Origin of the sequence: Blautia hominis, assembly GCA_002270465.1 — a bacterium.
GTDB lineage: Bacteria > Bacillota > Clostridia > Lachnospirales > Lachnospiraceae > Blautia > Blautia hominis.
On sequence record NQOF01000004.1, the window covers coordinates 23010 to 40617 of the forward strand.

Here is a 17608-nt window from a genome sequence, read left to right on the forward strand (position 1 = left end):
TCTCCATTGGGTATGAGGTAGTGCAGGGTTAAAGGTTGTGGGTGGTGAAGTAGGCACGGAAGCGTATGGCGTCGTCCAGGGTGTGGTGCCAGGCGTATTTTTTTAGGTCAATGGTGTGCTCCGGGGTTACAGGGATGCCTTCTTTTTCTAAGAGGGATTCCTGGGTGTCCGGGTACGTGAAGGAGGCTGAACCTGAGAGGTAACCTTTGTGGTTGACTATGCGGTGGGCAGGTATGTCCGGGGATGTGAGTTTTTTGTTGAGGGCATAACCTACCTGACGGGAATGGGAGGGCATGCCGCATAATAGGGCAATCTGTCCGTAGGTGGCAGCTCTGCCCCGGGGGATTTGTTTACATACATATTCTACTCGTTTGTAAAAGTCCATGGTGTGCCTTTCCTTGGGGATCGCATTGGTTTTTTTTGAGCATACGATAATTTGGGGAAAATGTCAATGAGGGGGATGGCATCCTGATGCGGCAAATCCGGAGAAATGAGAAGCGTGTGGGATGTTGTAGGGGAATTGTCGGAGAGGGAGAAGTATTATGGTATTTTGTATAAATGTGTGAGTTTTTGGTATTTGGATGAAAAAGGTCTGGTAATGTTTCACAGAAAAATCACAGTCTTACCTAATTTTTATCACAATTAGTAAATAAAATTAGAAAGTCATAAGTAATGATTCAGTAAGCCGGTGCATTTGCTTTGCTGACTGTAAGAAAGTAAAAATATCCCGCAGCAAGCATGATTCCATGGCGGAAAGTGATCGCTTTATGGAGTTTTGCAGGTAACTGTGAAGGTGCTGAATTGTTATTATAAGATTATAGAAGCACAAAATTAAAGGAGGGAACATTTTGATCGAAGTTAGGAATCTGGTTAAGAAGTACGGAAATCATGTGGCTGTAGACCATCTGGATTTTACTGTGGAGAAAGGTAAGATTTACGGGTTTCTGGGGCCGAATGGAGCGGGAAAGTCCACTACCATGAACATGATCACAGGTTATATTGCGTCCACGGAGGGAGAGATCCTGATCGACGGGCACAATATTCTGGAGGAACCGGAAAAGGCTAAAAAGTGTATTGGTTATCTGCCTGAACTGCCGCCTTTATATCAGGATATGACTGTTATGGAGTACCTGAAATTTGTTGCGGAGCTGAAATCTATTCCGAAAGCAGAGATAGAAAAGAACATATCTGAAGTTATGTCAACTACAAAGCTGGACGAAATGAAAAACAGGCTGATAAAAAACCTGTCCAAGGGGTACAAGCAGAGAGTTGGACTGGCCCAGGCGCTTTTGGGATATCCGGAAATTATAATTTTGGATGAACCTACCGTGGGTCTTGACCCTAAGCAGATCATTGAGATCAGAGATCTCATCAAAAGTTTGGGTGAAAAACATACCGTTATCCTCAGTTCACATATCCTATCAGAGGTTAGCGCTGTATGTGACTATGTGCTGATCATTGATCATGGAAGACTGGTTGCCAGTGATTCACCGGAAAATCTAAGTAAAGTCATGACGGGGGCAAACTCTCTGGAACTTACGGTAAAGGGACCTGAGGAGGAGATCAGAAAGGCACTGGATGTTGTAGAAAATATTGAGGAGCTTATTTATCACGAATCCATGGTTGAAAATGCCTGTGACTTTACTGTCAAAATAGCAGGGGACCGGGATGTGAGGGAAAATATCTTCTTTGCTTTGGCAGAAGCAAAGTATCCCATCTTAAAGATGCAGTCAACGAATATGACACTGGAAGAGGTATTCTTAAAACTGACAGATAGCGGGGAGGAAAAAGAAGATGCTGGCAATCTATAAAAAAGAAGTGAAGAGTTATCTTACGTCCATGGTTGGTTATGTGTTCATGGCATTTATATTATTAATATTAGGGATTTATTTCACTGCATATAACTTAAACTATGCAACACCTGATTTTGGAACTACTTTAAGTTCTGTTACCTTTACATTTCTGATTATTACTCCGGTTCTGACTATGAGAATACTGGCGGAGGAAAAGAAAAATAAGACAGACCAGCTTTTGTTTACTTCACCGGTAGCGGTTTGGAAAATCGTTCTCGGAAAGTACCTGGGTATGATAACGATCTATGTTATCCCTGTTATCATTGCCGCTTGTTATCCTCTCATTATGGGTAAATACGGTACGGTGTCTTACCCCATGGCCTATACGGCTGTTATCGGTTTTTTCTTTCTTGGATGTGCCAATATTGCAGTAGGGCTTTTCCTGTCCTCTGTTACAGAGAGCCAGGTGATCGCAGCGGTTTTGACTTTTGGTGTTCTTTTCTGCAGCTATGTGATGAATGGTATTGAGTCCTTCTTTTCTCAGACTGCAGTCAGCTCCATGCTGGCATTTGTGGTGATTGCGCTTGTGATTGCATTTATTGTATATCAGATGACAAGGGATGCAATCCTCACAGGAGTAGTAGGTGTTATTTTGGTAGGGATCACGCTGGTCCTGTATTTTGTAAAATCATCACTTTTTGAGGGCGCTATTCAAAAGTTATTGGATTTGTTGGCAATTGCAAATCATTTTGATAACTTTGTAGGCGGTATACTGGATGTGACAGGAATCGTATATATGCTTTCCGTAATATGCATTTTTGTATTTCTGACAATTCAATCCATACAAAAACGGCGTTGGAGCTGATTTTGGAGGTCGAAGAAAGGAGAAAATGCAGATATGAAAGAATCAAAAGATAATATTAGTAAGAAAAAAATTGATATTAAGAAAATTATTAGTAATAGTAAAGAAAACAGACGAAAAAACAAGAAAAATCTGAGGCATGGAACGTACAGTATGGGGGTTGTTGCGGTTTTCGTGGCAATTTTGGTAGTTGTAAATTTGCTGATACAGGAACTGCCCTCAAAATTCAGGGAAATAGATTTAAGCACACAGAAAATGTACAGCATCGGAGATCAGACAAAAAAGCTGTTAAAAAATTTGGATAAGGACGTCACCCTATATTATATAGCACAGAACGGCTCTGAGAGCAGCGATATCGAAAAACTGCTGGAGCGCTACGAGGAAAGCAGTGACCATGTAAAAGTAGAGAAAAAGGACCCCGCTGTCAATCCTAAATTTACTTCCCAGTACACCACAGAAGGGGTAAACAACAACAGTGTTATTGTGGTTTCCGGTGATAAAAATAAAGTGGTGGATTATAACTCTATGTATGAGACATCTGTAAATTATCAGACGTATTCAAGTGAGGTGACCGGCTTTGACGGGGAAGGACAGCTCACCAGTGCGATCAATTATGTAACATCTGATAATATGCCTGTAATGTATACCTTAGAAGGTCATGATGAATCAACAATGAGTGATTCTCTGAAGGATATGATACAAAAGGCGAATATTGATATTCAATCCTTGAATCTGCTTACAATGGATACTGTTCCGGAAGATGCAGACTGTCTGTTTATATTTGCACCTGCAAAAGATATTTCGGAGGATGAGGCACAGAAAATCATATCCTATCTTGAAAATGGCGGCAAAGCTTTGATCGTATCCAATTATACAGGTGATGAGATGCCGAATTTTGCCTCAGTTTTGGAAAATTACGGTGTGAAAACCGTGGACGGCATCATACTGGAGTCTGATACCAATCACTATATCTCTCAAAACCCGTCCTATTTACTTCCGAATATAGAAAGTAATGAAATTACCTCTAATCTTTCTTCCGGAAGCCGTTATATCCTGATGCCTCTGGCCCAGGGAATTGAAACTGTGGATAATTATAGGGATAGTCTGACCATACAAAACATTTTAACCACATCAGACAGTGCATACAGCAAAGTAAATGTGGAAAATATGCAAACTATGGAGAAAGAAAGCGAAGACATTGATGGACCTTTTAATGTTGGTGTAGCGATCAGCGAGGATCTGGAAGATGATAAACAAACCCAGATTGTATACTATTCCTCGGAGGCACTCTTTAATGATAGTATGGACGCAATGGTGTCAGGTGCAAACTTTGAACTGGTCTCTGCCTCTGTCAACTGGATGTGTGCAAACGAAGAGGGAAGCGCAATTTCTATTCCAAGCAAGAGCTTAGATACCACTACTTTGACTATACCTGCAGCGGATGCCAGCTTCTGGAGCATATTTGTTATGGCAATAGTACCGGCATTTTTAGTGATCTTAGGCGGCGGAATCTGGATGAAGAGGAGAAAACAGTAAATGAAGAAAAAAAATACAGCACTAATTGCAGGCATAGTAGTATTGGCATTGCTGCTGGTGTTTTATATAGTTCTTCATAACAGCAGCAAAAAGGATAGTGGGGATACAGAGGAATCAACAGAGACAGCGTTTGAAATTGACGTGAATGATCTCAGCCAGGCAGTGTTCAAAACCGGTGATACAGATTATACATTTACAAAAACAGATGACACCTGGAAGTATGATGCAGATGAAACCTTCCCTCTGGATCAGTCGGCATTTGAAGAAATTATAAATAAATTTGAAAAAATAGCTGCTGACAGAATCCTGGAAGAACCGGAAGATATAGGGGAATACGGTTTAGACAGCCCTGCAGTCACTGTGAATCTTAAAGATAAAGATGGAAATGAGCAAACGCTTCAGTTTGGGGATACAAATTCCGTAACAAGCAGCAGTTATATGACAGTAAATGAAGATAATAAAAAAGTTTATATGGTTTCTTCAACTATTGTTACCGCCTTGCAGTTCAATATCAGTGATTTAGCAGAAAAAGAAGCTTTTCCAACCATATCAAATATCACAGGTGTATCAATTGACAAAGATGGCCAGACATTTACTGTGACTAAAGACAGCAGTTCCAGTACAGGATGGGCTGTAACAAATTGGGATGGAACAAAAAAAGATGCGGGAAGTTCCCAGGTTTCTGAGTTTACCAATCCTATAACAAGTATGTCCTGGTCAGAGTTTATAACTCAAAACACCGATGATTTAAGCCAGTATGGGTTGGATAACCCCATAGTTATGACTATAGATTATCAAGTTACAGAGACTAAATCTTCTGATGATGCTGAAAAGGATAGTGCAGATACTGACTCTGACAATGAAACAGGAGATGACGGTGCCAACACGGACTCAAACAGTGACTCAGAAAATAATTCGGATACAGAAGAAAAAATAACGGTTGATAAACAGGAAATCCTGTTAATAGGAAGTCAGAAAGAAGATGGCAGCTATTATGCAAAACTTCAAAGCCAGTCAGGTGTTTACACATTAAGTTGTTCTACCGTTGAAGCCTTTTTAAATGCACAGGTAAATCAATTCCTAAGTACCTATGTTTCAGATTATATATTTGCTGACTTAGATCAAGTTACTATAGAAAAAGACGGAAATACTTATGAATTTACCAAAAAAACAGAAGAACAGCCAGTAGAGGATGACAGTAAAAAAGATAACAAAGATGAAAATAAAGATGATAAGGAGGATACTGATTCAGAAAAAAAAGAAACCACCACGGTTACAACCTACTATATGAACGGAAACGAAATAGAATTAGATGATTTTTCTCAGTTCTACAGTTTGATCAGCAGCATGGAATGCCAAGAGTGGTTAGACACAGTGCCAGATACAGAAAACACACCCGAAATGAAAGTCCACTTCTTCAAAGAAAATGGTGTTGATGTTACAGTCGAGTATTATGCATATGATTCCAATTTTTATCTTGTTAAAGACAGCAAAGGAAATGCATCGTTAGTTAACAAAATGAAAGTAAAAGAACTGACAGAAGCATTCGATGCGTTTTTAGAAAAGCAAAATAAAGAATCATGATCAACATCTATAAATCATTGCACAATAACTTATTTATAAAATAATAGGTAACTGTTCCGTATTCTCACAGTTACAGGCAAAAACCTATGCAGAATCGCCTTTGGCAATGGGATTTTTGCTTGGCCGTGGTATAGTGTACTTTCTTACGGTCAGCGCAGTGAATGCACAGACCTACTGAATAGTTACAATAATAGAAACCAATCATTATCATTTTTCTATTATCATGAATAAAAGGGAGAACTGCGATATCTATATCACTGTTCTCCCTTTTATGTTTCACGTGAAACATTTAATCAAGAAATATACTTAATTGTTCCATGAGTTTTTCCGGTGTTTCCATATGTGGCAGATGTTTTGCTCCTTTTAAGCTGATCGCTTCAATAGCGGGATTACATTCAGTATACTGGCTGATAACATCCTTACCTTCTCTTTCAGCCTCACCCTCAATAATAAAAATACTCTGGTCAATGGCTTTCAAAGCATGGTTAATATTATTGTTCGTATACCTGCCAATCATACTGGACAACAAGTACCTGGAACTACTCATACCCTTATGCGCAGCTTCATAGTAAGTATCCAGCCACTCTGCTGTCATATTAAAAGGATTATACAAATACTGCTCAGTAAATAACAACTGAATATTACTCTGACAAGTGATCATATTATAAACCAATGTTCCAAACACAGGTACTTCCAGTAAAAACTTATACAATTTACTTCTCTTATCAGGAATCTTATTCAAAGCATTCAAAGAAGGTGGATTGATCATCACAATCTTACCAAACAAATCCGTCTCATTATGACAAGCCATCAAAGCAAAAGAACCCGAATACCCACTAGCTATCACATCTGTTCGCTCATGAATGACATTCTTTATAAAGTCAGATATAAGCTGCACATACAAATAATTGGTATAAGTTATCCTCTGCTTATCCGACCGCCCGCACCCCAGCAGATCAATCGCATAAACCGTATGGTTTTCTGCCAACTTATCCACTATCCGATTCCATTCATAAGCTGAACTATAAACAGTCAAATCATGCACCAACAAAACCGGTGACCCGGAACCAATCTTCTTATAATATATCTTCCCAAATCGCCAATTATAATAATTGTTAGCTGTGGACTTCAACATTTCTTTCAACACAGCAGTTCCAAATATAAGGCGATTAATCACATAAATAATACCCGTAGCAATAGAAAAAAGTATACTAGCCGTAATTATTTTATGCTTAGATTTCTTCATAAAACCGTCCACCTCCCTAAAAATAATATACTAATATTATAAAACATTAAAGTCAATTATACAAGTTTAAAATAATAGCAACTCTTCATAACCCTGACAGCTGTTACTGTTCCCTCCGTGTCCAGTAACACGCTCCGCAATCCACAAATATGATTCATTCTGCCCCATATCGCGCTGACTGCCTCAGGATTTTCATTATTCCGACATGAAAATCCCTCCCGGTACAGTGTATGTAAACAGTAACTGACAGCTACAATCAGTAATTTATCAATCACAACGATCGCAACAATAATAATCACAACAATAACAAAAAAAATAATAATAATAAAAACAACAATAATAAAAACAACAATAATAACAATAATACATCCATTACTCATCATTGACTTTTTAAAATGTAAGATTTTTTTGATTATAAAATAAACCATACGGCCTACCAACTAAACTGACAAATCTACTAATGATTTACGATTAAATTAATCACTTAACATTTTCACAACTGCAAATAAGACCTCATACAAAAACCATCTCATCAATAAAAATTAAACTGTAGACTTAAAACTAAACCATAGACTAAAAATCCACAAAGGGATAAATAAATTTTCTAATAAATGTTTCACGTGAAACATCTCACACACTACTGCATACCAGAGAAAACCAGGTGGAGAAGGAGGTGGAGGGCGTTGGGAATGGGGTGAGTGATGTCTCAGTGGAGCGTTCGGAAGATCCACCTGCCCCAGACACTTAATGAAGAGGCCATTGCCGATAAATTTAGTGTCTGGGAGCAGGTTAGCTTCCGGACAGCGGAACGCTTCACTCACCCCATTCCCAACGCCCTCCACCTCCTTCTCCACCGTCCGCCCTTCTCCACCGTCCGCCCTTCTCCACCGTCCGCCCTTCTCCACCGTCCGCCCTTCTCCACCGTCCGCCCTTCCTCATTTTCACCGCCCGCCCCTCCTCATTTTTCCCATATACAATATAACCAATAAATTTCCAATAAAAAAATGTTTCACGTGAAACATTCTTGTAGAAATACTCCACAATTAATGCTATAATAAACACGTATATCACAATCAAAAAATATCAAAAACTTTTCCACACAGATGAAAAGAGGAGAGTATAATTGGGAAGAATTATAGCTATAGCAAACCAAAAAGGCGGCGTAGGCAAATCCACAACAGCCATTAATCTTTCCGCCTGCCTGGCAGAAATGAGCCAAAAAGTCCTCATTATAGATATCGACCCTCAGGGAAACACCACAAGCGGTGTTGGCGTAGAAAAAGAAAACTTAGACGCCACATTGTACGAACTGCTTCTCGGGGACTGCGATTTATCTGACTGCCTGATTGAAAACGTATTTGAAAACCTATCAATCATCCCGTCCAATGTGAACCTGGCCGGAGCTGAGATTGAACTGGTAGGAGTAGAAGACAGAGAATTTTTATTAAAAAATCATATTGACAGCATAAAAGACAAATATGATTTCATCATTATGGATTGCCCTCCATCACTTAACATTTTGACGATCAATGCAATGACAACCGCAGATTCCGTTCTTGTGCCCATTCAGTGTGAATACTATGCGCTGGAAGGACTTACACAGCTCATCCACACCATAGAGTTAGTGCAGGAACGTTTAAATCCTTCACTTGTTATTGAAGGTGTAGTGTTTACCATGTATGATGCAAGGACAAATCTTTCCCTGCAGGTAGTAGAAAATGTAAAAAGCAATCTGAACCAATCAATCTATAAAACAATCATACCGAGAAATGTGCGGCTTGCTGAGGCACCCAGTTATGGACTGCCAATTACAATGTACGATAAAAGATCTGTAGGAGCAGAGAGTTACAAGCTTCTTGCAGAGGAAGTTTTACATAAGGGGGATGAAGAATGGCAGTAAGAAAAGGTGGACTTGGAAAAGGACTTGATTCCATGATTCCGGATACCAGTGCTAAGGTCAAAAAGAAAAGCCCTGCCCCGGCACCTGCTGAGAATACAAAGGAAGTTGACATAAAAGATGAAAGGTCTGTACAGCTCATTAAAATGTCAATGATAGAACCAAACAGGGAACAGCCCAGAAAACAGTTCGGGGAAGATGCGCTGCTGGAGCTGGCAGAGTCAATAAAACAGTTTGGAATTTTACAGCCTCTTCTTGTACAGAAAAAAGGCGATTATTATGAGATCATTGCCGGTGAACGTAGATGGAGAGCATCTAAATTGGCGGGTGTCAAAGAAGTTCCTGTTATCATCAAAGAGTTTTCAGACCAAGAGGCAGTAGAAATCTCTCTTATTGAGAATATCCAGAGGGAGGACTTAAACCCGATCGAGGAGGCAGTGGCCTACAAGCGTCTCATGGAGGAATTTCATCTGAAACAGGATGCTATCGCTGAGAGGGTATCTAAAAGCCGTACTGCAGTGACCAACTCCATGCGTCTTTTAAAGCTGGACGAGCGCGTGCAGCAGATGCTCATTGACGAGATGATCACAACAGGACATGCCAGGGCACTTTTAGCAATAGAGGATGTTGAAATTCAGGTCATGGCAGCAACAAAAGTATTTGATGAAAAATTAAGTGTAAGGGAAACGGAAAAACTGGTAAAAGAGATCCTGAATCCCGTGCCGGAAAAACCGGAAAAGCCTGTGGACGAAGCGCAGAATCTGGTCTATCAAAACCTGGAGGAAAAAATAAAACAGATTATCGGTTCAAAGGTAGCAATACACCGGAAGAACAATGATAAGGGGAAAATAGAAATAGAATATTACTCTAAGGATGAACTGGAACGTATTGTGGAACTACTGGAAACGATCAGGTAACTGCGCGAATGGACAGTTATACGATTAGAAAAATAAGGGAGTTGTGAACAACAGATGAGTAGTTTATTAGAAAGTCTTCAGTCTCACTCCGGAATATTGATGGTTTTACTGCTGGTAGTAGTGATCATACTGCTGATCTGCGTATTTAACCTTTCATTGGGACTGAATCGGCTAAACAGAAAATATTCGCTGTTCATGAAGGGGAAGGATGGACAATCCCTTGAACGGCTGTTTAAAAGAAAATTTGATTTGATTGAAAAACTGGTACGCTCCACAGATGATAACGGGGAGGAAATTGAGAAAATATGGAAAGTTATGGACAAGTCCCTGAACAAATACGGTATTGTAAAATATGATGCCTTTGAGGATATGGGAGGAAAACTTAGTTTTGTACTTGCCATGCTTGATAAAAATAATACCGGTTTTCTGTTGAATGCCATACATAGCAGAGAAAATTGCTTTCTCTATATTAAAGAGATCGTAAATGGGGAATCCTATGTAGTATTGAGTGAAGAAGAGGTAGAGGCATTGAGACAGGCTGTAAACTTCGGTATTTTGCAGGAAACTGAATTAGAAGATTAATAAAGAGCATAATTGTAACTATGAGGATACGGAACAGCTGCAATTAATCTTATTTAATCTTATGTAAATAAACTTGTGAAACCAAAAGGAGAACTGAGATGTTAGACATTAAATTTTTAAGAGAAAACCCGGATCTTGTAAAACAGAATATTAAAAATAAGTTTCAGGACAATAAATTACAACTGGTTGACGAAGTGATAGAGCTGGACAAAAGAAACCGCGATATCAAAAAGGAAGTTGAGGCTTTAAGAGCCGAGAGAAATAAGATTTCCAAAATGATTGGCGGCCTGATGAAGGAAGGAAAGAAAGAGGAAGCAGAGGAAGTAAAAAAGAAAGTTACAGCCAATGCTGAGACTGTAGAGCGTCTTTCCAATGAGGAGAGAGAAGTAGAAGAAAAAATCAAGACCATCATGATGACCATTCCCAATATTATTGACCCCACGGTACCCATCGGAAAAGATGATACCGAAAATGTTGAGGTCCAGAAGTACGGGGAACCGGTGGTTCCTGATTTCGAGATCCCGTATCATGCGGAGATCATGGAGCGCTTCAACGGCCTTGATCTGGACAGCGCCAGAAAAGTGGCTGGAAATGGATTTTACTATTTAATGGGCGACATTGCAAGGCTGCACTCTGCTGTCATATCTTACGCCAGGGATTTTATGATCAACAGAGGCTTTACCTACTGTGTACCCCCATTTATGATCCGCAGCGATGTGGTCACAGGCGTTATGAGTTTTGCAGAGATGGATGCCATGATGTATAAAATTGAGGGTGAAGACCTCTATCTGATAGGAACCAGTGAGCATTCTATGATCGGTAAATTTATAGATACCATCATACCGGAGGAAGAACTGCCAAAGACTCTGACCAGTTATTCCCCCTGCTTCAGAAAAGAAAAAGGAGCACACGGACTGGAAGAGCGCGGAGTGTACCGAATCCATCAGTTTGAGAAGCAGGAGATGATCGTTGTCTGCAAACCGGAGGAGAGCAAAGCGTGGTTTGAAAAATTATGGCAGAATACCGTAGATTTATTCCGTTCCCTGGATATCCCGGTGCGTACACTGGAATGCTGCTCCGGAGATTTAGCTGATCTGAAGGTGAAATCCGTGGATGTTGAGGCGTGGTCCCCAAGACAGAAAAAATATTTTGAGGTGGGAAGCTGCTCCAATTTGGGGGATGCCCAGGCCAGAAGATTAAAAATTCGCATAAATGGGAAAGATGGCAAGTATCTGGCGCATACCTTAAATAATACAGTTGTCGCTCCCCCCAGAATGCTTATCGCATTTTTGGAAAATAATCTCCAGGCAGATGGTTCTGTAAGGATTCCGGAAGCCCTAAGACCTTACATGGGCGGGATGACAGAGATTAAATAAATGTTATGTAAACAAAGTTATGTAAACCTTAACCAGACGGAGGTACTTATTTGCACAGTTATTTGAAATCCATTGGGTTTTCCGGGATAAACGGAAAAAAAGAGGTGGACCGGATTCTTAGTGATGTAATTTTACATTATGATGAGAAGACAGTGGTAGAAGACAGAAAAAAACATCTGTTTGCGGAAATCTCTAAAACCTATGGATGTGATTTTGGGATAACGGTCTGCGGAGAATATGATGAGAATAATGAATTTCAAATGGAATATTATTTTCCGTATTTCCGCGGCACCGGGATTACTACCCAGGAGGATGTGGTAATCGAAAAACATGCAGGGAAAGAGTCTTACGCAGGTGCCTGTGATGACGTGAGAATTGGAGTTACCATTATATTTTATCTGCAGAATGCAGGGGAATACCTCACAGAGAGAAGCCATGGGAATTACTCCAGAGGCTCCTATGCCATAACCCTTGCGGCCCTGGCTAAGGAGGGAAAGATCCTTCTTCCTGTCACAAAGGATGAGAAGCAGGAAAAAGAAGATAAAGAAAATACCATTAACCGCAACCGCATGATAGCGGCAGCCCGGAATGGGGATGAGGATGCCATGGAAAATCTGACCATGGAGGATATTGATATCTATTCCATGATTTCCGGGAGAATTCCAAATGAAGATGTGTACTCTATTGTAGATACATATTTTATGCCCTACGGGATGGAATGTGACCTGTATAATGTCATGGGTGAAATCCTGGACTGTTCCAGAGTAAGAAACGTTATGACAAATGAAGAAGTGTATGAACTTAGGATTTCCTGCAATGATTTAGAGATTGATGTGTGTATCAACACCAATGATCTGATGGGCGAGCCTGAGGTGGGGCGCCGTTTTAAAGGTGTTATCTGGCTTCAGGGAAGCATTCATTTCTAGATCAGGAAGATTGAAAGGTATCGGACCATGTCCGGTACCTTTTTTTGATATATACTTTCAGGACGGTTCTGTGTATGACCGGGAACCATGTGCCCCGCAGCGATTGGTGGAATTGCATAAATGGGAATCAAACACATTGACGTTTATGTGCATTCAGCACTATAATGGAGATATTAACGGTGCAGGAGACGCGTTGGAGGTCTTATGGAGAAGCTATCGGGAAATGAAAACAGTAAGATATATATTATAGATGGTGATTACAGGATTGTCAGCTACAATGAGGAGCTGAAGAAGACATTTCCTGAACTGGCATGCGGACAGATCTGTTATGAAGTTCTGTGCAGTGAGGATGAACCCTGCAGAGAGTGCCCCCTGATTCGGAAAGTCAAGGACAACGCTATTTTCTATAATAAAAAAGTACAGAAATGGGTGGAAGTCAATTCCGGTACCATCGACTGGCCGGGAGCCGGTATCTGCAGCATGGTGCTGGCAAAGGAGATACATGAGGGAAATAAGAGTCTGTTCTTTAATCTGACAAGCCTTACCGCATACGATGAATTGTATGAGTTGAATATTACGCAGAATACATATAAAGTGCTGTACCAAATGGAGGGCAAATACCCTCCGGCGCCGCCCACAGGCAGTCTTACCCGGATGCTTGGTGATATGGCCGAACAACTGATCCACCCGGAGGACAGGAAGGGATATTACGAGTTCTGGAACTTACACAATATTATGCTGAGACTAGCAAAAGACTCCGCAGAAAATGTATTGAGGGGACAGTGCAGAAAGAAGATGCAGAACGGGAAATACTGCTGGGTCCTTCAGACGGTTGTGCCCCTTCGGTATGGCGCGGGCGGAGACAAGATCATTATGTGTTTTATCCAGGACATAAACACGCAGAAAACAAAACAGATAAAACAAGAAAGGCAGAGCCTGATCCAGGAAAATTATTATGACAGTCTCACGGGGCTTTATAAGAAAAATATTTTCTTTGCCAGAGCCGAGGAGTTTTTGAAAGCCGAAAAAGAGAAGAAATACTGCTTGATGGCTGTTGATATAGAGCATTTTAAAATTTTCAATGAATGGTATGGACAGGAGGCCGGGGACCGGTTTCTTGTGAAAGTGGCAGGTTTTTTGAACAAGGCCCAGGAGAGCGAAAAAGGGATCGCCGGCTATGTGGGAGATGATGATTTTGTCATTATACTGCCTGATGACAGAAAGGCGATAAAGCGTCTGCAGGATGATATCCTCTTCTTCGTGAAGCAGTACGGAGGAAATGCGGGATTTCTTCCGGCCTATGGAATGTTTGAGATAACAGATAAGAATCTGTCGGTGAGCACAATGTATGACCGGGCATCTATAGCACTTGAGTCCGTAAAAGGAAATTATGCAAAGCGCGTATCCTGGTATGACACGGCCATGATGCAGAGAATAGAGGAAAACCATATGCTTCTCTCGGAGGTGCAGAGAGCACTGACACACGGAGAGTTTGTATTCTATGCCCAGCCAAAATGCAATATGATGACAGGTAAGATCATAGGTCTGGAATCACTTGTCAGATGGATCCACCCTGAGAGGGGACTGGTGCCTCCAAATGAATTCATTCCCCTGCTGGAAAATAGCGGATTTATTGCGAACCTGGATATGTATGTCTGGGATAAAGTATGCAGTAGTGTGAGAAAATGGCTGGACAATGGCCACAGGGCAGTTCCAATCTCAGTGAATGTATCAAGGGTTGATATTTATACAGTTGACGTGGTGGACTGTTTCTGCGGCCTTGTGAAGAAATACAGATTGGATCCGTCACTCATAGAAATTGAGATCACAGAGAGCGCGTATGCGGAGAATTATAATATTATCAAAGGGACTGTGGAAAAACTGAGAAAATCAGGTTTTACGGTCCTTATGGATGATTTCGGCAGCGGATATTCCTCTCTTAATATGCTTAAGGATGTCAATGTGGATATTCTTAAAATAGATATGAAGTTTCTGGATATGAGTGATGAGAGTGCAGACCGGGGCGTAGGTATTCTGGAGGCCATAGCAAGTATGGCGCGCCTTATGGGGATCCGTGTGATCGCAGAAGGGGTTGAGACAAAAGAGCAGGTGGAGTTTCTCCTGGATATGGGATGTATTTATGCCCAGGGTTATTATTTTTACAAACCCATGCCTGTGGAGGTTTTTGAGCCGCTCCTCACAGATGCGGACAAGGTGGATTTCAGGGGAATCAAGGCCAGGGAGATTGAGCGGTTCCGCATTAAGGACATGTTCAGAAAGAATGTATTCAGCGAAACTATGATGAATAATATCCTGGGCGGTATTGCGTTTTACGATGTGTACAAGGACGAGGTAGAACTTATCCGTGTCAACGAACAGTATTACAGGATCACAGAGACAGACCCTGTGGAGCTGGAAGAAAATAAAATGCGCATTTTCCGGTATATTTATGAGAATGACAGGAGTGTAATGCTGGGTATATTCCGGGAAGCGTTTGAGAAGCAGGTGGCAGGAGCCAGTGGTGTGATCAGGCGTCTGAAAGGGAATGGAAAAACCATTTGGATGCATATCCATGTGTTTTTCCTGAAGGAGCAGGACGGACACAGAATCTACTATGGGGCAGTCAGCGATGTGACAGTACAGAAAGAGAGGGAAGCCATGCTGGAGTCATCCCAGAGGGCACTCTCGGCTGTTGTGCATGTCTCGGAGAATGATGCGTCTTTTATGAAACTAACGGAGGAAAACAGGAAGACCGCAGCCACTATTTTTGCCCAGATGTCGCCGGGCGGCATGATCGGGGGATACTGTGAGGAAGGCTTTCCCCTTTATTTTGCCAATTATGAGATGATCCGTCTGCTGGGGTATGAAAGTTATGAAGAACTCAGCACAGCCATTGGAGGAATGGTGGTAAATACCATCCACCCCGATGACCGGGAGCGTGTGGCAAATGATATTGGTGAGTATTATCCCGGTGTGGAATATACCACAACGTACCGTATGCCGAAGAAGGATGGCACCTGGTTCTGGACTTTGGATAAAGGAAAGATCATCCGTGCAGAGGATGGAAGGATCGCAATCGTCAGCGCGTGTACCGATATATCAGAGACTATGATGGTGCAGCAGCAGCTGGCAGAACGGAATTCCATGCTGCTCAGTCAGAACCAGGAGCTGAAATTCCTGAATTATGACATGCCCGGAGGATATCACCGGTGCGCGGATACGCCGGAATATGATTTTCTGTATATCAGTGATAAATTCCTGGAAATGTTCGGCTATACACGAGGTGAGATACAGGAGCTGTTTCAGAATAAATTTATGAGGATGGTACATCCAAAGGACAGACACCTGGTCAGCGACGGGGTTGACTGTCTGAGCAGCAGCGCAAAGACTCATAATCTGGAATACAGGATTTTGGGTAAACATGGGTATGTATGGGTCATTGACCAGAGTAAGCATATGAATTTTCATGGCACCTCATTCTTTCAGGGAGTGGTCATAGACGTGACGGAGACTGTTGAACTGAGGAACAAAATGCGGATGCTTATGGAAAATTCTTCGGACAATGTGGTGCTGATCAACTATAAGGATGGAAATTTTAAGTATGAAATCCTGGGAGACGGACTTTTCCGGGAACTGGGATATACAAAAGAAGAATATGAAGAGCCGTGGAATATGGGCCAGGAGCTGCAGATCACCAGACAAAAACTGGCAGAGGCCGTCAGGTGCGGGAGAAATTACCAGGACACCATACAAGTCAAAATGCCGGATAATATGGAAATATGGCTCAGTGTGGATGGCAGGTTCATAAGAGAAGATGAGGAGGGTGTGCTGTATTTCTGTATTTACAGGGATGTGACGTCTATAAAGAAAAAGGAACAGGAGCTGTGGCTTATAAGGAAAGAGATCGAGAGTATGCTGCGGTTGGCGGACATCAACGGATGGGAGTGGGATATTCCCCGCAATCTGCTTACCGTGTCGGATATACAGCATTTAAAATCCGGGAGAAAACAGGACACCTCCCGTTTGATCAGTAATTTTCCGTACTGCTTTCTGGATAAAGCACGTGTTCCGGAGGAATACAGGGATTATTTCATGAATGCCATCAAAGAGCTGTGCAGCACTGCATCCGACACAGGTGTGGAGTGTGTGTTTCCGCTGATAAAGGCAGATGGGGCGGTCATGTGGATCAAGGCAGCAGGTGAATCCATCTGTGACAAGGAGGGAATTCCTATAAAAGCGGTGGGGTACTACCTGGATGTTACAGAACAGAAGAACCAGGAGCTGCGTCTTATTAAAATTGCCGAGGTGGATGCCCTCACCGGGCTGTTTAACCGCCAGACAGCAATACCGCGGATCAAGAGATACCTGGCAGAAATGGAGGACAAGGAGGAATCCGCAGCCATCATTATGTTTGATCTGGACAACTTTAAACTGGCCAATGACGTGTTCGGCCATGCATACGGAGATGAGATGATCTCCCGGAATGCCAGGAAACTGAAAAGCTTTTTCAGGAGTGATGATATCTTATGCCGCATAGGAGGCGATGAATTCCTTATATTTTGTAAGCGCATCAAAGATAAGGATGTACACGTAAAGCTTGAAAAAGTAGTGAAAAGTATGATCACGGTCCGCAGTGACGGGGAGCACGAGATCGTATTTTCTGTGTCAGCAGGATACGTTATGATACCGGAACAGGGCAGGGAGTTCGATGAACTTTACAGAAAGGCTGATGTTGCGCTTTTCAATGCGAAAATGAATGGGAAGGGTTCCTTCAGAAAATTTGAAAGTAAGATGAAGGAAATCAGATATGAGCTGGCAAAAGACAAGTAGTCTTTGCTGAATGACAGGTATCGCTTATGGTACCTGTCATTTCTGATTCATGAAAGGAT

The 17608-nt window shown here is 41.6% G+C and carries 12 protein-coding genes; 10 read left to right on the plus strand and 2 right to left on the minus strand.

From position 1 onward, the window contains the following. Positions 1-28: 28 nt before the first annotated feature. Positions 29-385 carry an MGMT family protein gene (locus CI595_RS14575; protein ID WP_095174373.1) on the minus strand — a complete coding sequence of 119 codons (357 nt, stop codon included), beginning with the start codon at positions 383-385 and terminating at the stop codon, positions 29-31. A 463-nt stretch (positions 386-848) separates the two neighbouring features. Here CI595_RS14575 and CI595_RS14580 point away from each other — a divergent pair, with 463 nt between their 5' ends. From CI595_RS14580 to CI595_RS14595, 4 genes are read left to right on the plus strand one after another with little or no spacing between them, the layout of a single operon-like run. Then, positions 849-1811: an ABC transporter ATP-binding protein gene (locus CI595_RS14580; protein ID WP_095174374.1), complete on the plus strand. Its 963-nt coding sequence runs from the start codon at positions 849-851 to the stop codon at positions 1809-1811. After that, the gene (locus CI595_RS14585) at positions 1795-2658 is read left to right on the plus strand and encodes an ABC transporter permease subunit (protein ID WP_095174375.1); all 864 of its coding nucleotides are present in this window, start codon (positions 1795-1797) and stop codon (positions 2656-2658) included. Before CI595_RS14580 ends, CI595_RS14585 begins: the two co-directional genes overlap by 17 nt. A gap of 33 nt (positions 2659-2691) precedes the next feature. Continuing rightward, positions 2692-4191 (plus strand): GldG family protein, encoded by a 1500-nt coding sequence (locus tag CI595_RS14590; RefSeq protein WP_187144029.1) that lies wholly within the window; start codon positions 2692-2694, stop codon positions 4189-4191. Then, positions 4192-5775 (plus strand): DUF4340 domain-containing protein, encoded by a 1584-nt coding sequence (locus CI595_RS14595; RefSeq protein ID WP_095174376.1) that lies wholly within the window; start codon positions 4192-4194, stop codon positions 5773-5775. It begins immediately after the preceding gene. A 289-nt stretch (positions 5776-6064) separates the two neighbouring features. Here the strand turns inward: CI595_RS14595 and CI595_RS14600 are convergent, their stop codons facing one another. Continuing rightward, on the minus strand, positions 6065-7021 hold the full coding sequence (locus CI595_RS14600) for an alpha/beta fold hydrolase (RefSeq protein WP_095174377.1): 957 nt from the start codon (positions 7019-7021) through the stop codon (positions 6065-6067). Positions 7022-8144: 1123 nt separating this feature from the next. On the opposite strand from CI595_RS14600, the gene CI595_RS14615 reads away from it, so the two are divergent. From CI595_RS14615 to CI595_RS14640, 6 genes are all read left to right on the plus strand, one after another. Next, positions 8145-8921, plus strand: a complete 777-nt coding sequence (locus CI595_RS14615; RefSeq protein ID WP_095174380.1) for a ParA family protein — start codon at positions 8145-8147, stop codon at positions 8919-8921. After that, positions 8912-9835: a ParB/RepB/Spo0J family partition protein gene (locus CI595_RS14620; protein ID WP_095174381.1), complete on the plus strand. Its 924-nt coding sequence runs from the start codon at positions 8912-8914 to the stop codon at positions 9833-9835. The genes CI595_RS14615 and CI595_RS14620 overlap by 10 nt, the downstream gene beginning before the upstream one ends. 54 nt (positions 9836-9889) lie before the next feature. Beyond that, positions 9890-10417 carry a DUF4446 family protein gene (locus CI595_RS14625; protein ID WP_095174382.1) on the plus strand — a complete coding sequence of 176 codons (528 nt, stop codon included), beginning with the start codon at positions 9890-9892 and terminating at the stop codon, positions 10415-10417. A gap of 98 nt (positions 10418-10515) precedes the next feature. Next, positions 10516-11793, plus strand: a complete 1278-nt coding sequence (gene serS / locus CI595_RS14630) for a serine--tRNA ligase (RefSeq protein WP_095174383.1) — start codon at positions 10516-10518, stop codon at positions 11791-11793. Positions 11794-11843: 50 nt separating this feature from the next. Continuing rightward, positions 11844-12719 (plus strand): DUF3881 family protein, encoded by an 876-nt coding sequence (locus CI595_RS14635; protein ID WP_095174384.1) that lies wholly within the window; start codon positions 11844-11846, stop codon positions 12717-12719. Positions 12720-12923: 204 nt separating this feature from the next. Then, positions 12924-17549: an EAL domain-containing protein gene (locus tag CI595_RS14640; protein ID WP_095174385.1), complete on the plus strand. Its 4626-nt coding sequence runs from the start codon at positions 12924-12926 to the stop codon at positions 17547-17549. The last annotated feature ends 59 nt before the right edge of the window (positions 17550-17608 follow it).

What these genes read in the sequence shown, in the direction of transcription:
- CI595_RS14600 (WP_095174377.1), bottom strand. Translation starts at nt 7,021, where the DNA reads ATGAAGAAATCTAAGCATAAAATAATTACGGCTAGTATACTTTTTTCT.
- serS (WP_095174383.1), top strand. Translation starts at nt 10,516, where the DNA reads ATGTTAGACATTAAATTTTTAAGAGAAAACCCGGATCTTGTAAAACAG.
- CI595_RS14640 (WP_095174385.1), top strand. Translation starts at nt 12,924, where the DNA reads ATGGAGAAGCTATCGGGAAATGAAAACAGTAAGATATATATTATAGAT.
- CI595_RS14595 (WP_095174376.1), top strand. Translation starts at nt 4,192, where the DNA reads ATGAAGAAAAAAAATACAGCACTAATTGCAGGCATAGTAGTATTGGCA.
- CI595_RS14625 (WP_095174382.1), top strand. Translation starts at nt 9,890, where the DNA reads ATGAGTAGTTTATTAGAAAGTCTTCAGTCTCACTCCGGAATATTGATG.
- CI595_RS14590 (WP_187144029.1), top strand. Translation starts at nt 2,692, where the DNA reads ATGAAAGAATCAAAAGATAATATTAGTAAGAAAAAAATTGATATTAAG.
- CI595_RS14620 (WP_095174381.1), top strand. Translation starts at nt 8,912, where the DNA reads ATGGCAGTAAGAAAAGGTGGACTTGGAAAAGGACTTGATTCCATGATT.
- CI595_RS14585 (WP_095174375.1), top strand. Translation starts at nt 1,795, where the DNA reads ATGCTGGCAATCTATAAAAAAGAAGTGAAGAGTTATCTTACGTCCATG.
- CI595_RS14575 (WP_095174373.1), bottom strand. Translation starts at nt 385, where the DNA reads ATGGACTTTTACAAACGAGTAGAATATGTATGTAAACAAATCCCCCGG.